Below are 18,356 nucleotides of genomic sequence, written 5' to 3'. Positions count from 1 at the left end.
CACCAGGTGAGTATTCCAAAGCCCTATTCATTGTCTATGTATTCCTCATTGTCCCATCAAATCCTACACGCAGTCCTACTTCCTCTAGCATGGTGTTATGATGGTGTGACACGTATACGTAATTGGGCCTTTGACCATGGATATCTCCCCACACTAAAATTTGACCTTCCTATTATAGGAGTAGGAAATCTCGCTGTCGGCGGAACAGGTAAGACACCTCATGCTCAATGGATTGTAGAGCAACTCTTGGAAATGAATAAACGCGTTGCGGTATTATCCAGAGGGTATGGACGCAAAACTCGAGGTTTTCGTCTCCTCACCTTCACAAGCACCGCTGACGAGGTAGGCGATGAACCACTACAGCTCTTTCGTCGCTTTGCCCAACGCAACTTCATTGCTGCAGTGTGCGAAAAAAGAGTCCTTGGAGTCAAAAGATTATTGCAACTCGAATATCCTCCGGAAGTTATAGTACTGGACGATTCATTTCAGCATCGCTACGTATCGCCAGGTCTAAATATCCTACTTACAGATTTTGCAAAAACCTATGACGAAGACTCTCTACTTCCTGCAGGTCGTTTGAGAGAAAATGCTAAAGGTGCATCAAGGGCAGACGTTATTATCGTAACTAAGTGTCCTCAGCATCTGTCAACAGCACAACAAACTGCCAAGATAACAGCTTTGCTGGCTGCCCACCCTTTACACCCCTCTACAGAGGAATTGCCTATATTCTTCACCACAATAGGATACCCTCCCATTCTTGCTACAAAAGAAGCCCTCCTTATCACAGGCATAGCCAATCCTCGACCACTAGTTGAACATTTGCAAAGACAAGGCATCACTCTTAAACATCTTGCTTTTGCTGATCACCATCATTTCTCAACCGCAGACCGAGCTCACATCATAGCTTGTGCTGCACACTATCCCACCCTCTTCACCACCGAAAAGGATTTCGTTCGCCTGGAGCAACTCAATCTGCCCGAAAACGTGCGACAAAAGATAAAACCTATTCCCATCACCGTGCAAGTGCTCTTCGAACAATCGGAAGCATTGCGCCAGATTATTCAGCGTTATGTTAGCTCAAATTCAAGAAACTGCTCAGTGGATTAAAGACCACACCTCGCTTCGCCCCACCACCGCCATTGTCTTGGGCACTGGTCTCGGACGTTTAGCAGAAGAAATCGAAGTCATAGAGAAATTCCCCTACGCCGACATTCCTAACTTTCCTGTATCTACAGTAGAAGGTCACTCTGGTTGCCTTATTTTTGGTCGCCTTGGTGATAAAGAAGTACTTGCCATGCAAGGCCGATTCCACTACTACGAAGGTTATGACATGAAGCAAGTCACCTTCCCCATCCGCGTAATGCACGAACTTGGTGTGAAAACTCTCTTTGTTTCTAATGCTTCTGGGGGCGTCAATCCTGATTTTGCCATTGGCGATCTCATGTTCATTACCGACCACATCAACTTCTTCCCCGAACATCCTCTTCGCGGTAAGAACTTCCCCACTGGCCCACGCTTCCCAGATATGAGCGCAGCCTATAATCCAGAGCTTCTTCAATTGGCTCGCAACATCGCACAAGAAAAGGGCATTCGCCATGTCGAAGGCGTGTATGTTGGCACACAAGGCCCCACCTTTGAAACTCCTGCAGAATATCGCATGTACTATCGCATTGGTGGTGATGCAGTGGGCATGTCTACCGTGCCAGAAGTCATTGTAGCACACCACACAGGCATCCGAGTATTTGGAATCTCTATTATCACCGACCTAGGAGTCGAAGGTAAGATTGTGGCAGTCAGCCACGAAGAAGTACAGGTAGCCGCTAACGCTGTTCAACCTATTATGGCCGATCTCATGCGAGAAATGATTAAACGTAGCTGCTAAAGGAAACCTCTAATTCGCAGCTCTTTCCTAGCATTGCATCTTTTGTAGTTTTCTTCTAAGTCTTCACAAAGATGCAATGCTATGTATTTATACCTAGCTTGAAAATAGTTATCCAATTATCTTATTTACAGATCTACCATAGATTACATTTAGGACAGAGAAATCAACACAGCTTTCCGTTCTATATGACTCTACTCTTAAGTTTATAATTTTCTTTTTTGCCCTAAGCTGAACAATTTCATGCTTGTTCTGACAGAAAGTTCAAGTAAGAAATATAGAGAGAAGTAGGCACTTAGCTCCCTTATATGGCGTGTTACTCTTTTTTCATTCGTCTCTCTTCCCCCTACATCAAGCACTTCGTGAACGACTTGTTCTCCCTTTCACGACTAACGATATTAGGACTTATTGATATGTATAAAATCAAACTCGCCTTTGTACTATTGATAGTGGTAGCCACAGCAGTTTCGTGCATCGACCCACTATACCCTAACGAACAAATGCTTCAACACCTTGGCACGCTCTTACTCTTTGTACCTCTTGCCAGAGATTTATTCCGAAACAAACTTCCATTACCTGCTTTTATTGGAATTGCATGCTTCACTTTTCTCCATATCCTGGGTGCTCACTACATCTACTCCTATGTTCCCTATAAAGAATGGGCTGTTACGCTAGACATTGTCGATGCAGATTTCTTTCAATCGCCACGCAACCATTTTGACCGCCTTGTTCATTTTTCCTTTGGATTGTTAATCCTACCTTCTATGCTCCACTTAGCAAAACAATGGATTAAAGATAACACTTGGACTGCTCTCTTTATGGCCTGGCTAATGATTCAGACAGGAAGTTTAATTTACGAACTGTTTGAGTGGTCTCTTACCATTGTCATGGCCTCGGAATCGGCCGATTACTACAACGGACAACAAGGAGACATGTGGGATGCACAAAAAGACATGGCTTTAGCCTTAGTTGGTTCAACCATAACTAGTGGCATCTATGCCATAAGCTTCTATTTTTCCCGACAAAAAAATCTAAACTAAGTCCAATCCGCAATATCTTATTGTAGATATTGCGGATTTTTGTTATCCAGCCAATAACAATTTCTCGATACCTCTCTAAAGAGCTAGAGCCAACCACGAAATATAGCACATCCCTCGATTTATATACATGCTAGACAATCTACTATCAGAAGTTTTAAATGCCCTTGTACAATGGCATTCATAGCTGCAGCCTATGGAACTACAAAGCAGAAAAAGTGCGACTAAAAGCAAGAACAACCCAACAAGGCAAGGAAACAGTAGAGCTACATTCTTACTATTTTTCCATAAACACAGAGTATTATCAAGATTTTACTTCAATTGACATCAATAGTTCCACCCTTTAGAAGCTCTATTCTCCGAACTTCACTATCATTCACTCCGACGTTTTCAAAACTAAGGCAGACATTTACTAATATCCAGGGGAAAGACATCCATTTTACAGACTAAACTCTCAGATATATAGGACACAAGAATTTATCGCTATCGAGGAAAAACAGAACAAAAATTGCACACTTCTAGAAAAAATGCGTAACTTTGCAGCAGAATTTCATTGACACTCAACCATGTCTATCAGTAAAACTCGCCAGAAACTCATTACCGTTGCTCGTGAACTCTTTGCCAAACAAGGCTTTGATGGTATCACGATGAACGATATCGCTCAAGCTTCTCAAAAAGGTCGACGCACGATGTACACCTACTTTAGCAGTAAGGAAGACATCTATTATGCGGTTATCGAAGATGAACTAGAGCATCTGTCAGAAGAGATGGACAAAGTGGTGAACCTCCCCATTGATCCACAGGAGAAAATCGTGAAGATTATTTACACCCACCTTCATCTCATAGAAGATGTGGTTAAACGTAATGGATCGCTCCGTGCGGAATTTTTTAGTGACATCCACAAGGTGGAACGCGTACGTCGCAAGTTTGACCTTGAAGAACTTCATGCACTACGTAGTATCTTGCGAGAAGGTGTGGCCAAAGGAATTTTCAAGCTAGACCATGTCAATCTCACTGCCGACGTCATCCACTATGCCATAAAGGGCATCGAAGTTCCTTTCATGTTCGACCGTTTAGGACAAGGCCTCTCCATGGAGGAAAGTGTAGTAGTGGTGGAACGACTCATCAGTCGTGCGCTTGGTGTCAGTCTACCCCAACAATAGTATTATCATTATATCCATAAATATTCAATCTAAATATGGGACTCTTAACAGGAAAAACAGCCATAATCACTGGTGCTGCTCGTGGTATTGGTAAGGCTCTTGCTCTCAAGTTTGCAGAAGAAGGTGCAAACATTGCATTCACTGACCTCGTCATTGACGAAAGCGGCGAAGAAACTCGCAAAGAAATTGAAGCCAAGGGTGTAAAGTGCTTGGCTTATGCCAGCAATGCAGCTAACTTTGAAGAAACAGCAGAAGTTGTGAAGAAGATTCACGAAGATTTCGGCACCATTGACGTCTTGGTCAACAATGCAGGTATCACCAAAGATGGTTTGATGCTCCGCATGACTGAAGCTCAATGGGATGCAGTTATCAACGTAAACTTGAAGTCTGCGTTCAACTTCGTACACGCTTGTCTTCCCATCATGATGCGTCAACGTGGCGGCTCTATCATCAACATGTCTAGTGTTGTTGGTGTGCATGGTAATGCAGGTCAAGCTAACTATGCAGCTTCTAAGGCTGGTATGATAGCCCTTGCCAAGAGCGTAGCTCAAGAAATGGGTAGCCGCGGTGTTCGCGCCAACGCCATTGCTCCTGGCTTCATCGAAACTGCAATGACTCACCAACTTTCAGATGAAGTGCGTAAGGAGTGGATGAAGCAAATCCCTCTCCGCCGTGGCGGTCAAGCTGAAGACGTGGCCAACGTTGCTGTATTCCTCGCATCTGACCTTTCTTCCTATGTCACTGGTCAAGTGATCCAGGTGGACGGTGGTATGAACACTTAATCTTATCACCTCCTAGTTATTCTTAGTGCCGAGTGGCTTCTTCGGAGCTACTCGGCACTATCTTATCTGTTTATACCTTGAAGGCAAGGCAATATTCCCACTTTGCAAAGGCACAAGATCATTCTACAAGCCTCTAACCTCTCAGACTGCGCAACAAAATTCATGGAAGTACTTTACGAAGACAATCATATTATCATAGTAAACAAATCCGCTGGCGAAATCGTACAAGGCGATAAAACGGGGGATGCTACCTTAGCAGATGCCGTAAAGGCCTATATCAAAGAGAAATATGCAAAGCCTGGTGATGTTTTCTTGGGTACCGTGCATCGTCTCGACCGCCCTGTGAGCGGTATTGTCGTATACGCACGTACTTCCAAAGCTCTTTCGCGCCTCAACGAGATGTTCCGTCTTGGACAAGTACACAAGACTTACCATGCGATAACTCCAAAAACTCCACTTGCTCGTAGTGGACAACCCCCTCTCGCCCTAGGAACTCCCACAAATCTTGTACATTTCCTCACGCGCAATGAGCGACAAAACAAAGCCTATGCTCACCTTCACGAAGTCTCGGGAGCCAAGCGCGCAAGTCTTGATGCTACGATACAGAAAATCGGGGACAACACTCAGCTCATAGAAGTAAATCTCCACACAGGCCGCCACCATCAGATTCGCTGTCAGTTGGCAGCTGTAGGCTTTCCCATTCGTGGAGACTTGAAATACGGTGCGCCACGCTCCAATCCCGATGGTAGCATATGTCTTCACGCGCATCACATCGAGTTCGTCCATCCAGTATCGAAACAACTCATTAGTGTCACAGCTCCTTATCCACAAGGGTTAAGCATCTGGCGTGCTTTTGAGTAACAAGTTTCGTTATATTCTTTGTCTCTGTAGCTCTAAACTCAACTATCCACTCAACTTTTTATCAACTAGCATTTGGTCGAACTTAATTTTGTTCGTAATTTTGCTAGGCAACTCATTACTGGACGTTTCCAGAAACTAGTACTAAACTACTATAGAGGTACATTTCTACCCTAAAAGTAAGCTCAGACTGGCGATGCTACGCCAACTCATAACTAGCAACAACGCAAAACTCACAACTAAACACTACGCATCACAGCGTTTGTTTTTCATTATTCCGAACACATTCATGGCAATATCCTCGTTGATTACCAGGATAGTGCCTTTTTTATTCCTACCCCTATGATTGAAAAATACCTCAAAACATCACACTTCTCCAACACAGAAGAGTTTGCCAATGGTTTCCACATAGATATTCCCCAATGCTTCAATTTTGCCTATGACATCGTTGATGAGTGGGCAAACAAAGCTCCTAGCAAACGTGCCCTCTGCTGGGTAAATGAACATGGTCACCACCATGACTTTACCTTTAGAGAGATGAAGCAACTCTCAGATGCTGCCGCTTCCTTCTTCCTATCGATTGGTATAGGACGAGGAGATATGGTGATGCTCATGCTCAAACGTCGCTACGAATTTTGGGTAGCTATTCTAGGCCTTCACAAGATTGGTGCAGTAGCCATTCCCGCTACCCACTTACTCACTCCCAAAGACATAGAGTATCGTTGCAATGCCGCTGACATCTGTGCTATTATTTGCACCGAGGAGCATGATATGCAAGATAAAGTGAATGCAGCGATGCCCCTTTGCCCCACGGTTAAACATCGCATCGCTATTAATGCTCCAGAGGAAGGGTGGCACGATTTCCATCGTGGCCTTCAAGAAGCCGCTCCTTTCATCCGTCCCGCTGCTCCTGTGAATACGAACGACGATATCATGCTCCTCTATTTCACCTCAGGTACAACAGGCAACCCTAAGATGGTGACACATAATTTCGCTTATCCCCTCGGACATATCGTTACAGCCAAGTATTGGCAGCAGCTGCACGAAGACAGTTTGCACCTCACTGTAGCAGATACTGGCTGGGCTAAGGTAGCTTGGGGCAAACTCTATGGACAGTGGATCATCGGAGCTGCCATCTTTGTCTACGACCACGAACGCTTTGATGCTGCTAAAATGCTGCAACTTATTCAAGAATATAGCATCACTTCGTTTTGTGCTCCCCCAACGGTCTATCGCTTCATGGTGCGCGAAGATCTTTCTTCCTACAATCTGTCCTCACTTGAACATGTTACTACTGCTGGAGAAGCTTTGAACCCCTCAGTCTTTGAGGCTTTCCAAAAAGGGACAGGTTTAAAGATGACCGAAGCCTTTGGACAAACAGAAACTACACCGCTCATTGTCACCTTCCCTTGGGTAGAACCTCGCCCAGGTTCAATGGGTATTCCCAATCCGCTCTACAACCTGGACATCATTCGCCCCGATGGTAGTTCAGCAGGAGTTGGCGAAAAGGGAGAGATTGTCATTCGCATGCCAGAAGATGGCAGTCACCCTCTCGGTCTTTTCCGAGGATACTATCGTGACGAAGCGATGACGTGTCAAGTTTTGCACGATGGTCTATACCACACGTGCGATGTGGCCTATCGTGACGAGGAAGGCTATTGCTGGTTTGTTGGGCGCACCGATGACATCATAAAGAGTTCAGGCTACCGCATCGGTCCCTTTGAAGTAGAAAGTGCTGTAATGACTCACCCTTCTGTGGTAGAGTGTGCTATCACTGGCGTGCCCGATGACATTCGTGGCATGATTGTGAAGGCCACCATTGTACTTGCACCTGAATATAAGGAGCAAGCAGGTCCAGATCTTGTGCGCGAGATACAACAGCACGTAAAACACGTAACAGCCCCCTACAAGTATCCTCGTCTCATCGAGTTTGTTGATGCCTTGCCAAAGACTATTAGCGGAAAAATCCGCCGTGTAGAAATTCGCAAGAATGAGAAATAAGCTTTAATTGCCTGGGAACTTTTCACTTATCAAACTTTTATTATAGAACTCCTCACCTTCTCTGAATTCATTCCTAGTTTATTATTTAAAGTCCTAGGAAATATCGGAGTAGATGAGGATTCTTGAAAAAGGCAGTGCAGAAAAGGCCATTAAACCTTTGGTGTTCTTGCTGATTTCCATTACTTTTGCACGTGAGTAGACCTCTATCTTCTCTCTTTCTTCTATCAAATTTTACTCGCCCAACTTAGCCTACGCAAAACCACAAAACTTACAGAAGTATGGATAAAGCTAAATTTGAAAAAGTGATGGGTGTCATTGGCACCATTACTGCAGTTCTCATGTACGTGTTCTACATCAACACGATTCTCAACAACCTCAATGGACAAAAAGGTGACTGGGTTCAACCTTTGATGGCATGCATCAACTGTATCATTTGGGTCAGCTATGGTCTTTTCAAAGAACGTCGCGATTGGCCCGTAGCTCTCGCTAATGCTCCTGGTATCATCTTCGGACTCGTAGCTGCTGTCACCGCATTCTAAACTCTTATTATGCTCACATTCATTGCACATTTGACTCAATCCGTCTTCCACTTCAACCGTAATCTTCTTTTAGCTGGCGCTATGCTCACCGCAGCAACTACAATCACGAGTTGCTCCAATCAGAACAAAGCTCATGACGCTGCCGCTGCTACTGCACAAAACGATAGCATCGAAGCGCGCCAAATGGCAAAAGAAGAAACCTTTCTAGCCCAGAAAGCCAAAGAGCCTGGGGTACAGTCGCTCGGTGGTGGGCTCCTTTATAAGGTGCTTCGCGCTGGAAATGGTGCGCAGCCCACTTCAACGAGTATGGTGACCGTGGACTATGAAGGCAAACTCATCGATGGCACTATCTTCGACAGTAGTTACCAACGCGGAGAACCCGCAAGTTTTCCCGTGAGCGGTGTCGTTGCTGGTTGGCAAATCGCCTTAAAAGCGATGCATGTAGGAGATGAATGGGAAGTATATATCCCACAGTATCTGGGTTATGGTGCTAATGGCACGGGCAACATTCCTCCCTACTCTACTCTCATCTTCAGAATTTCTCTGAAATCTGTGGAGTAACCGACACTTTGCTTCGTAATGTCCCCCTCGACTCTCGCAGTACCGACATTGCGAAGCCTTGTTTTTGCACAACCATCGATTATTGTTAGCTTGGCATCGTATCTTATGCACGGTATCAAGCGCACATCGTTAGCTAAAACCTCTGTTTCTTAGTCTTATTTTGCTATATGGGTAAACCTATCTCTGCTTTCAAACGTGTCGAAAACACCATCGAATGGATTATCTACAACGCTCGATGGATTCAAGTGCCTATTTATCTTGGTCTCATTGTGGTGATGCTACTCTATTCCTATGTCTTTTGTTGCGAAGTGTTTGACCACATTGTCCACATCAGCTCCTTACACGAAGCGGATATGCTCCTCATCACCTTGGGACTAGTGGACGTGTCCATGATTTTCAATCTTATCATCGTGGTCATCATGGGAGGATATTGGACCTTTGTCAGCCATCTAAGCATTTCCGAACGCGACAAAGATGGTGAACAATTTGGTCATCTAGGCAACCTGTCTGCTAATTCGCTCAAGATTAAGCTCCTGGTATCGCTCATTAGCATCAGTGCCGTACATCTCCTCGAAAGTTTCGTGCGCCACGACGTAGAACCCAAGCACATAGCAGCGCAAATAGCCATTCACCTTGTCTTTATCATCTCTGCTCTCGCCATGACATACATGGATAAAATAACGGCAAATTCTCACTAATATCGCCTATTGTCTCTGGGTAGCCCCATTTTTTAGACAAAAAAGTTCAGAGAATCTTGGCTTTTTCGCCATTTTGCATTACATTTGCAAAACCAAATCACAATTCAATCGTAAACAACAATGATGCAACAAAACAACATTAAGGGTTGGTGGCGCACTCAAGATAGTAATATCGTGAGTTAGACATCGCACACCCTAATTGTTCGTTCATCATCTACGGAATATTGAGGCTTGTCGTTACTCACGGCAAGCCTTTTTTGTCGTGAGTTGCGCGCGACAGTCCCGACGTCAACTGTTGCCCCCTACTTTCCGAGTATCATTTATCTCTTCAACAACGACGACTTATGACTTCTTTCCTTATTGATTCTAAAGGTTTTTATGGCAAATTTGGCGGTGCCTTCGTGCCCGATGTCTTGCTACCCAACATACAAGCCCTGCAAGAAGCCTATATTTCCATCATCGAAAGCGAAGACTTCCAACGCGAGTTTCACGAACTCTTGAGAGATTATGTGGGACGCCCGAGTCCCCTCTATTATGCTCGTCGTCTCAGTGAGAAATATGGCGCAAAGATTTATCTTAAACGCGAAGACCTCAACCACACTGGGGCGCACAAAATCAACAATGCCTTGGGGCAAATCTTGCTCGCCAAACGTATGGGCAAGAAACGCATCATTGCAGAAACTGGTGCTGGACAACATGGCGCTGCCACAGCTACGGCTTGCGCTCTCATGGGCATGGAATGCAGCATCTACATGGGTGCGCTCGACGTAGAACGCCAGCATGTCAATGTAGAACGCATGCGCATGCTCGGGGCCACAGTGATTCCAGCAGAGAGCGGCAACAAAACGTTGAAAGATGCCGTAAACGAAGCCTTGATGGCATGGTGTGAAAGTCCAGAAGATACGTTCTACCTAATCGGTTCTGCCGTGGGGCCTCATCCTTATCCCGATATGGTGGCTCGTCTGCAGAGTGTCATCAGCAAAGAAATCAAAGGGCAACTTATGGAAAAGGAAGGTCGCGACTATCCCGACTATCTAATGGCGTGCATCGGTGGAGGTTCTAATGCTGCTGGAGCCATGTATCACTATCTCGATGACCAGAAAGTGCAACTCGTATTGGCAGAAGCTGGCGGACTTGGAAAAGATAGTGGTGCCACAGCCGCTACTATCAACATTGGTTCGGAAGGAGTGTTGCATGGTAGTCGCACACTGGTCATGCAAACTCCCGAAGGTGAAGTGCAAGAGCCCTACTCCATTTCGGCAGGTCTGGACTATCCCGGCATTGGACCGCTCATCTCTCATTTGGCGCACCAAAATCGAGCAGAAGTATTGGCCATCAACGATGATGAAGCCCTTCGTGCCGCCTTTGAACTCACACGTTTGGAAGGCATCATCCCAGCTCTCGAAAGTAGCCATGCTTTGGCACTTCTCGCCCGACTGAAGTTTCAGCCTGAAGACGTGGTGGTCATCAACGTGAGCGGTCGTGGCGACAAAGACATCTCCACCTATTTGGCACATAAAGCCGAGATTTTGAGAGAATAAAACCATCCTTCCCTGTTTGTCTCGCTCACTTCTTTCACTTCACCTCTTACAACTTTGACATGCAGCACGTTTTGCTCATTGATAATTACGACTCATTTGTCCACAACCTTGCACATTTGGTGCAAGGGTTGGGGGCAGAAGTCACTATATTGCGCAATGATAAAGTGGCGCAAGTAGATTTCTCAGATTACTCCCATCTGCTGCTGTCTCCTGGTCCAGGTTTACCAGAAGAAGCAGGCGATTTGCTGCCCCTCATTCGTCGTGCCGCAGGACAAATCCCCATATTAGGTGTCTGTCTGGGTCATCAAGCCATTGGCCAATGCTATGGCGGCACGCTATTTCAACATGAACAACCACTGCACGGCATAGAAAGCCGCTGCCATCTCCTCACAGACGATGGTTTGTGGGCTAATCTTCCAGATGAAATTTCAGTGGGTCGCTACCATTCTTGGTCTGTCAGCGAACCTCTGCCGGAGATTTTAGAAGTAACAGCACGTGCCGAAGATGGAACCATCATGGCTTTTCGACATCGCCACCTAAACCTCCGTGGCGTGCAGTTTCATCCCGAGAGTATTCTCACACCTTTTGGAGCTGAAATCATAGACAACTGGCTTTCTCTTTCGTAAGGAGGAAGCCAGTTGTGTTAGTAATCACCCAAGCCCCTCCTTTTTCACATTTGCTTTGTTAAAATCGCAGCTCAAAAGTCCCCCACTGATATTCCATTCTAGGAGAGAGAAAAGCAAGAGTTTGCGAGAACAACCAAGAAAAAATTGGATAAACAACTAAAAACTTGCGACCCACCCTACATTTTTGGGCTTCTCTCTCATTTTTCTTTGGTCTGTTTTCATAGTTTTGTCGGAGTTTTAGCCCTAAAACGTCCGACATAATATTGATTTTGTGGGAAGTTTTTCGCAAAATCTCCGACATAATTTCATTCTGATGCGATAGGTATCACTTTCCATCCTTCATTCCTCTAAAACTAACACACAGAGAATCGCATAAATCTCCCACAAAGGGAAAAAAATTTCATAGACCACGTTAAATTCCACGTTTCATAACGCAAACATTACGGAAGAAACCTTTCGCACTAGTTCGTGAGCTGTCGCAATAAGCCCAAGATTTAACGCAAGAGTAACCATCACAAGGGGAAGACATGTAAATAGATTTGGCTTTAACCTCGAGCAGGGAGACAATAATGCTACAAATCCCCTTCTCTATTTAACGAGGCATAGGCAGCATAACTACGGCATATTGTCAAGACCATTGCACATTTATCACGCGCGCAATGATCTTTTAGTGGCAAACTTCATGGGTTGTTCGCTCATCTGCAGAAAAATACGTAACTTTGTAAGTTGGAAAGTAGCAGAATCTGCGCAGACCTGCTATTTTAACTCTCTTTGCCTTCTCTTTTCTGAGTAAGAATATCGATGAGAGGCTCTACAATTAAGCAAAAAACAACCACGTTATAAATGATCACTCTCTCCAACATCGCCGTACAATTTGGTAAGCGCATCCTCTATCAGGATGTAAACATGAAGTTTACCAACGGCAACATCTATGGTGTTATTGGCGCAAATGGTGCCGGTAAGTCTACACTACTCAAAGCTATTAGTGGCGAACTTGAACCAACTAAGGGTAAAGTAGAACTTGGCCCAGGCGAACGCCTCTCAGTGCTCTCACAGGACCACTTCAAATTTGACGACCAAACAGTGCTCGACACCGTGCTTCAAGGACATACTGTGATGTGGCAGGTGATGCAAGACCGCAATGAACTCTATTCCAAAGAAGAGTTTACGGACGAAGATGGCATCAAAGTGGCAGAACTCGAAGACAAGTTTGCCACAATCGGTGGATACACCGCAGAGAATGACGCTGCAACGCTTCTTTCTGGTCTTGGCATCAAAGAAAATCTCCATGGAAAACTCATGGGTGAGCTTTCTAACAAACAGAAAGTGCGCGTGATGTTGGCACAAGCCCTCTTTGGTGAGCCCGACAACTTGCTCCTCGACGAGCCTACGAACGACCTTGACCTAGAGACCGTGGAATGGCTCGAAGAATACCTCGGTAATGTGGAACACACCGTCCTTGTGGTGAGCCACGACCGCCACTTCCTTGACCAAGTTTGTACCCACACGGTCGACATTGACTTCGGTAAAGTAACGCTCTTCTCTGGTAACTACTCGTTCTGGTACGAATCTTCTCAGTTGGCACTCCGTCAAGCACAAAACCAACGTCAGAAGGCTGAAGAAAAGCGTAAGGAGTTGGAAGAGTTTATCCGCCGATTCTCTGCTAACGTGGCGAAGAGTAAACAAACGACTTCGCGTAAGAAGATGCTCGAAAAGCTCAATGTGGAAGAAATTAAGCCTTCTACTCGCCGCTACCCGGGTATCATCTTCCAGATGGAACGCGAACCTGGTAACCAAATCTTGGAAGTGCAAGACCTTAAAGCTGTAGCCGACGATGGCACAGTTCTCTTCGACAAGGTGAATTTCCAAGTGGAGAAGGAAGAAAAGGTGGTATTCATCAGCCACGATCCACGTGCGATGACCGCTCTCTTTGAGATTATCAATGGTAACCAAGAAGCTGCTGCTGGTACTTACTCATGGGGCGTCACCATCACTACAGCTTATTTGCCACTTGACAACACGGAGTTCTTCGACACAGACCTCAATATGCTCGACTGGCTCTCTCAATATGGCGAAGGCAACGAAGTGTATTTCAAAGCGTTCCTCGGACGTATGCTCTTCAAAGATGAGGAAATCCTCAAGAAGGTTAACGTGCTTTCGGGTGGAGAAAAGATGCGTTGTATGATTGCCCGTATGCAACTGCGCAATGCCAACTGCTTGATTCTTGACACGCCTACCAACCACCTAGACATGGAGTCTATCCAAGCCTTCAACAACAACCTTAAAGGCTTCAAAGGTAACATTCTTTTCTCCTCTCACGACCACGAATTTATCAACACCGTGGCCAACCGCGTGATCGAACTCACGCCGAACGGCACGATTGACAAGTTGATGAGCTACGAAGACTACGTACACGATGCTCGCATCCGTGAATTGCGTGAACAACTCTACGGAGAAAACAAAGCCTAATATTCGACAATCTCTACAGCTAGCGACATAGATATGGCGCAAACTAGCTGACAATTCTACACATTGACCCTCTTTCGGCATAATATTTGCAGAAAGAGGGTCAAACTAATAAGCATAATTTCATGGAAGAAAAAGAACCATTGACTAACAATACAACAAACGACGAAACCACTCAGCCCGAAACTAACGAGCAAGAAGTTCAAAATCAAGCAGACACTGCAACAGAAGCTACAGAAGCTCCTGCAGCAGAACTGACTGATGCCGAAAAGTTGGCACAAGCTGAGGCAGAAATTGCAGAACTCAAAGATAAGATTTTGCGACAAGCTGCTGACTTTGCAAATTTCCGCAAGCACAGTATGGCAACTCACACAGAGTTGATTCTCAATGGTGGTAAGAAAGTGCTAGAAAGTTTGCTTCCCATCCTTGATGATATGGAGCGCGCTGAAGCAAATTTGGCAAAAAGCGAAGAAGTAGAAACCTTGCGCGAAGGCTTGTCGCTAATTTTCCAAAAGTTGCAACGCACACTCGAACAACAAGGTCTGAAGAAGATGGAGACTAAGGAAGCTCAGTTTGACACTGATTTCCACGAAGCTGTAGCTCTCTTCCCAACAGAAGATGAGCAACAAAAGAATCACATCATCGACTGCGTGCAAACGGGCTATATGCTCAACGACAAAGTGTTGCGCCACGCCAAAGTGGTGGTGGGACAATAAAATAGTTTACCGCCCGTGCGCGGATATTTTTCATCCTAACAAGCAACAAGACAATGGCAGATTTAGACTACTATCAAATACTCGGTGTCGACAAAAGTGCCAGTGACGCTGAGATCAAGAAGGCTTACCGCAAGGTGGCCATGAAGTATCACCCAGATAAAAACCCAGGCGACAAAGAAGCCGAAGAAAAGTTTAAGGAAGCCGCAGAAGCCTATGAGGTATTGCGGGATCCAGAAAAGCGACAACGCTATGACCAATTTGGTAAAGCTGCTTTCGAAGGTGGTGCAGGAGCTGGAGGATTTGGTGGCGGATTTACCGACATCAATGACATCTTCTCGCACTTTAGCGACATCTTTGGCGGTGGTGGCTTCGGAGGTTTTGGCGGTTTCGGTGGTGGCGGTGCCTCTGCTGGACCTCAGCAATACCGCGGTGGAGATTTGCGTTTGAAAACCAAACTCACCCTCGAAGAAATCGCTACTGGCGTAACCAAAAAGTTCAAGATAAAAAAGCAAGTTGAGTGTAACGAATGTCATGGCTCAGGAAGTGAACCAGGACACAGTGCTGAAACTTGCTCCACTTGCCATGGTAGCGGTTATGTGATTCGCAATGCTCGCACCATCTTCGGCACGATGCAACAACAAAGCCCCTGCCCCACATGTCATGGTGAGGGAAAAGTGGTGACGCACAAGTGTAAGAAATGTCACGGTGACGGTGTTGTGGCTGGGGAAGAAGTGATCGAAGTGCGCATCCCTGCTGGTGTAGCAGAAGGAATGGTCGTGACCGCTCCTGGAAAGGGCCATGCTGGCAAGCACAACGGTGTTCCTGGAGATATTCAAGTCCTTATCGAAGAGTTGCCACACGAACACTTCATCCGTGATGACAACGATTTGATCTATAACCTCCTACTCACCGTGAGCCAAGCAGCCTTAGGTGATCAAGTGGAAGTGCCTACGCTCGAAGGAAAAGCCCGTGTAACCATCAAACCTGGCACACAACCAGGCACGCGTATGCGCTTGCGCAGTAAGGGTCTTCCTGCTGTGCAAGGTTATGGCTATGGACGTGGCGACATTGTCATCAATATCTCTGTCTACATTCCCGAAACTCTCTCAAAAGAAGAGAAGTCTGCTTTCGAAGCGATGAAAGACAGCGATAACTTGAAGCCTTCTACCAGCATCTTCAATAAGATTTTTAGTTCTTTCCGCGCTTACTTTAGCTAAGCTATAGGAAAGATTTTAAGCGGAATAACACCATGGACTATCAACAGACCTTGGACTACCTCTTCACTGCTGCCCCGATGTTTCAAAGCATCGGGGCAGGAGCGTATAAAGAGGGCTTATCTACAACGCAAACTCTCGATGCGCACTTTAATCACCCTCATCGTTCCTACAAAATAATCCATGTGGGAGGTACAAATGGCAAAGGCTCTACCTCGCACACCCTAGCCGCCATCTTGCAACTCGCAGGTTACCGCGTGGGACTCTATACTTCACCGCATCTGGTGGACTTTCGTGAGCGCATCCGTGTGAATGGAGTGTGCATTTCTGAGCAACGTGTCATTGATTTCGTGGAAGAAGAACGTGCTTTCTTCGAACCACTCCACCCTTCCTTCTTTGAACTTACTACAGCTCTGGCTTTTCGCTACTTTCAAGAACAAGCAGTGGACGTGGCTGTAGTAGAAGTGGGACTAGGCGGGCGATTAGATTGCACAAACATCGTAAATCCTTTGGTGAGTGTGGTGACTAACATCTCGTTCGACCACATCAACCTACTAGGAAATACGTTGGAAGCCATCGCTTTTGAGAAGGCAGGCATTTTCAAAAAGGGAGTTCCTGCTGTGATAGGGACAGCACAGCCAGAGGTTCGCACCATTTTTGAAAAGGTAGCCGCAGAGAGAGAAGCAAAACTTGTATTTGCAGAGGAAGAAAGTCCACTAGAAAAGATTGAAACAACGAAAGAAGGGTCTTTTATCTACCACACGCACTCGTGGGGCAACGTCGTGGCCAGTTTAAATGGGGCTTGTCAGTCCCAAAATGCGCGTACGATTTTCTGCACTCTAGCACAACTGCCTCAGGATTTCCAATGTCGCATCACTCCAGATGCAGTGCGCGAAGGATTTCTTAGGGTAGCTGAACTCACAGGTTTACAAGGTCGTTGGCAAATCATCAGCAAAAATCCTTACGTGATAGCAGACACTGGGCACAACGAAGATGCTTGGCGACACCTCACTCCACAATTAGAGCAACTCGCTAAGCAATCCGCTCACCCCAAGTCCGCTCTCCATATCGTGTTTGGCGCATGCAACGACAAAGACATTGCGCACATACTTCCGCTACTTCCCAAAGAGGGCACCTACTACTGGGCGCAAGCAAGCGTGCATCGAGCATTGCCTTCAAACTCCCTTAAAGAATCAGCTGCACAACTAGACCTACAAGGTTGTGCTTACTCCAACGTTGTTGAGGCCTATGCTGAAGCCTTACGTCATGTACCTGAGACAGGCACTGTTTTCGTAGGAGGCAGTTCATTTGTGGTAGCTGACTTTCTCAGCTACCTCTCGCAATAATCTTTACGCAGCTCCATCAGCAAAGAAAAACAGCACGCTTTCCATCACAAAGAAAGCGTGCTGTTCTTTTTGAAAATCACAGACAATTATAATGCACTGCGGAGTTGCTGCAAAGCGGCTGCAGGATCAGGTTGAGACATCAAGCAATTACCTAACATCACTCCATGATAACCAGCTGCTTTTAAGCGACGGATGTCCTCTACTGTGCTTATGCCACCTTCGGAAAGTAGCACTTTATCAGTAGGAAGTTGAGTAACTAAATCCAATGACTTCTGTAAGTCTGCACTGTAGTCTTCCAAGTTGTAATTTACTACAGCTACGATGTCAGCCTCAGTTTGGGCATAAGTCAATTGCTCAGCACTATGAATCGCAACAACTACTTCCAAGCCAATGCTGTGGGCATAGGCCAAGAGTTCCGTATATTCCTCAAACGAAAGGAAATCTGCATCGAGTTGTACTGCAGAAGCTGCAAAAAGACGAGCTTCCAATAACTGTCGTTTGCTAATGATTACATCGTTGCGCAGCACAGGAATATTATAACCATGACCTTCAATGGTGCCATAGGCTGTGCGAAGGAAGGCCAACTTACTATCAAAAAAGGCTTCATTAGTCTGCATGGACACAGCCGCTGCACCAGCACCTGCAAAAGCGGGACACAGCACCTGCGGCACTGCTTCAGCATTCAGTACACCGACACCTGGACTCTTACGCTTGAATTCTGCTACTAATCCATAAGGATCTGTTTGTAAAGCAGTTTTAAAAGAAGTCGGACTGGCCAAATGCCCTTCAGCCTTCATTGTTTCATAACGTTCTAAGATTGTTTGTGTAGTCAAGGTGGCTTCACGTTCGGTAAGTTCTTGACGTTTTTGCTGAAGCATCTGTTCTTTGTAAGGCATCATCGTTAAGAATAGAGATTTTATATATGAGTT

General features: G+C 45.7%; 17 protein-coding genes. 16 read left to right on the top strand and 1 reads right to left on the bottom strand.

The features are described from left to right. Positions 1-36 precede the first annotated feature (36 nt). The 16 genes from lpxK to HMPREF9999_RS05770 all read left to right on the top strand — a co-directional run bounded on the left by lpxK (position 37) and on the right by HMPREF9999_RS05770 (position 17,427). A complete protein-coding gene (gene lpxK, locus HMPREF9999_RS05850) occupies positions 37-1,107 on the top strand; it encodes a tetraacyldisaccharide 4'-kinase (protein WP_009437577.1) in 1,071 nt (356 codons plus the stop codon). Then, complete coding sequence (locus tag HMPREF9999_RS05845; RefSeq protein WP_009437576.1) at positions 1,070-1,882, top strand: purine-nucleoside phosphorylase; 813 nt, start codon at positions 1,070-1,072, stop codon at positions 1,880-1,882. The genes lpxK and HMPREF9999_RS05845 overlap by 38 nt, the downstream gene beginning before the upstream one ends. 410 nt (positions 1,883-2,292) lie before the next feature. After that, positions 2,293-2,919: a DUF2238 domain-containing protein gene (locus HMPREF9999_RS05840; RefSeq protein WP_009437575.1), complete on the top strand. Its 627-nt coding sequence runs from the start codon at positions 2,293-2,295 to the stop codon at positions 2,917-2,919. A 563-nt stretch (positions 2,920-3,482) separates the two neighbouring features. Then, positions 3,483-4,079, top strand: a complete 597-nt coding sequence (locus tag HMPREF9999_RS05835; RefSeq protein ID WP_009437573.1) for a TetR/AcrR family transcriptional regulator — start codon at positions 3,483-3,485, stop codon at positions 4,077-4,079. A 35-nt stretch (positions 4,080-4,114) separates the two neighbouring features. Next, the gene (gene fabG, locus HMPREF9999_RS05830) at positions 4,115-4,861 is read left to right on the top strand and encodes a 3-oxoacyl-[acyl-carrier-protein] reductase (protein ID WP_009437572.1); all 747 of its coding nucleotides are present in this window, start codon (positions 4,115-4,117) and stop codon (positions 4,859-4,861) included. A 162-nt stretch (positions 4,862-5,023) separates the two neighbouring features. Continuing rightward, positions 5,024-5,722, top strand: coding sequence for an RluA family pseudouridine synthase (locus HMPREF9999_RS05825; protein WP_009437571.1), 699 nt, complete (start codon positions 5,024-5,026; stop codon positions 5,720-5,722). A gap of 339 nt (positions 5,723-6,061) precedes the next feature. Further along, positions 6,062-7,720, top strand: a complete 1,659-nt coding sequence (locus HMPREF9999_RS05820) for an AMP-binding protein (protein WP_009437570.1) — start codon at positions 6,062-6,064, stop codon at positions 7,718-7,720. Between the two features lie 278 nt (positions 7,721-7,998). After that, entirely contained in the window at positions 7,999-8,259 is a 261-nt protein-coding gene (locus tag HMPREF9999_RS05815; RefSeq protein WP_009437568.1) for a hypothetical protein, read from the top strand. Between the two features lie 9 nt (positions 8,260-8,268). Beyond that, on the top strand, positions 8,269-8,820 hold the full coding sequence (locus HMPREF9999_RS05810) for an FKBP-type peptidyl-prolyl cis-trans isomerase (protein WP_009437567.1): 552 nt from the start codon (positions 8,269-8,271) through the stop codon (positions 8,818-8,820). A 167-nt stretch (positions 8,821-8,987) separates the two neighbouring features. Next, positions 8,988-9,518 carry a TIGR00645 family protein gene (locus tag HMPREF9999_RS05805; protein WP_009437566.1) on the top strand — a complete coding sequence of 177 codons (531 nt, stop codon included), beginning with the start codon at positions 8,988-8,990 and terminating at the stop codon, positions 9,516-9,518. Between the two features lie 344 nt (positions 9,519-9,862). Further along, positions 9,863-11,059, top strand: coding sequence for a tryptophan synthase subunit beta (gene trpB / locus HMPREF9999_RS05800; RefSeq protein ID WP_009437565.1), 1,197 nt, complete (start codon positions 9,863-9,865; stop codon positions 11,057-11,059). A gap of 59 nt (positions 11,060-11,118) precedes the next feature. After that, complete coding sequence (locus HMPREF9999_RS05795; protein WP_009437564.1) at positions 11,119-11,685, top strand: anthranilate synthase component II; 567 nt, start codon at positions 11,119-11,121, stop codon at positions 11,683-11,685. A gap of 843 nt (positions 11,686-12,528) precedes the next feature. Then, a complete protein-coding gene (locus HMPREF9999_RS05785; protein WP_009437561.1) occupies positions 12,529-14,154 on the top strand; it encodes an ABC-F family ATP-binding cassette domain-containing protein in 1,626 nt (541 codons plus the stop codon). A gap of 122 nt (positions 14,155-14,276) precedes the next feature. Further along, positions 14,277-14,867, top strand: a complete 591-nt coding sequence (locus tag HMPREF9999_RS05780; protein ID WP_044063227.1) for a nucleotide exchange factor GrpE — start codon at positions 14,277-14,279, stop codon at positions 14,865-14,867. 53 nt (positions 14,868-14,920) lie between these two features. Next, positions 14,921-16,084, top strand: coding sequence for a molecular chaperone DnaJ (gene dnaJ / locus HMPREF9999_RS05775; protein ID WP_009437559.1), 1,164 nt, complete (start codon positions 14,921-14,923; stop codon positions 16,082-16,084). Positions 16,085-16,116: 32 nt separating this feature from the next. Further along, the gene (locus HMPREF9999_RS05770; protein WP_009437558.1) at positions 16,117-17,427 is read left to right on the top strand and encodes a bifunctional folylpolyglutamate synthase/dihydrofolate synthase; all 1,311 of its coding nucleotides are present in this window, start codon (positions 16,117-16,119) and stop codon (positions 17,425-17,427) included. 86 nt (positions 17,428-17,513) lie between these two features. Here the strand turns inward: HMPREF9999_RS05770 and HMPREF9999_RS05765 are convergent, their stop codons facing one another. Further along, on the bottom strand, positions 17,514-18,326 hold the full coding sequence (locus tag HMPREF9999_RS05765; RefSeq protein ID WP_009437557.1) for an indole-3-glycerol phosphate synthase TrpC: 813 nt from the start codon (positions 18,324-18,326) through the stop codon (positions 17,514-17,516). Positions 18,327-18,356: the final 30 nt, after the last annotated feature.

It is taken from the genome of Alloprevotella sp. oral taxon 473 str. F0040, assembly GCF_000318095.2.
In the GTDB taxonomy this organism is placed as follows: domain Bacteria; phylum Bacteroidota; class Bacteroidia; order Bacteroidales; family Bacteroidaceae; genus Alloprevotella.
The sequence above is the reverse complement of the archived record's forward strand: the minus strand, read 5'-3'. Positions and strand labels throughout refer to the sequence as shown.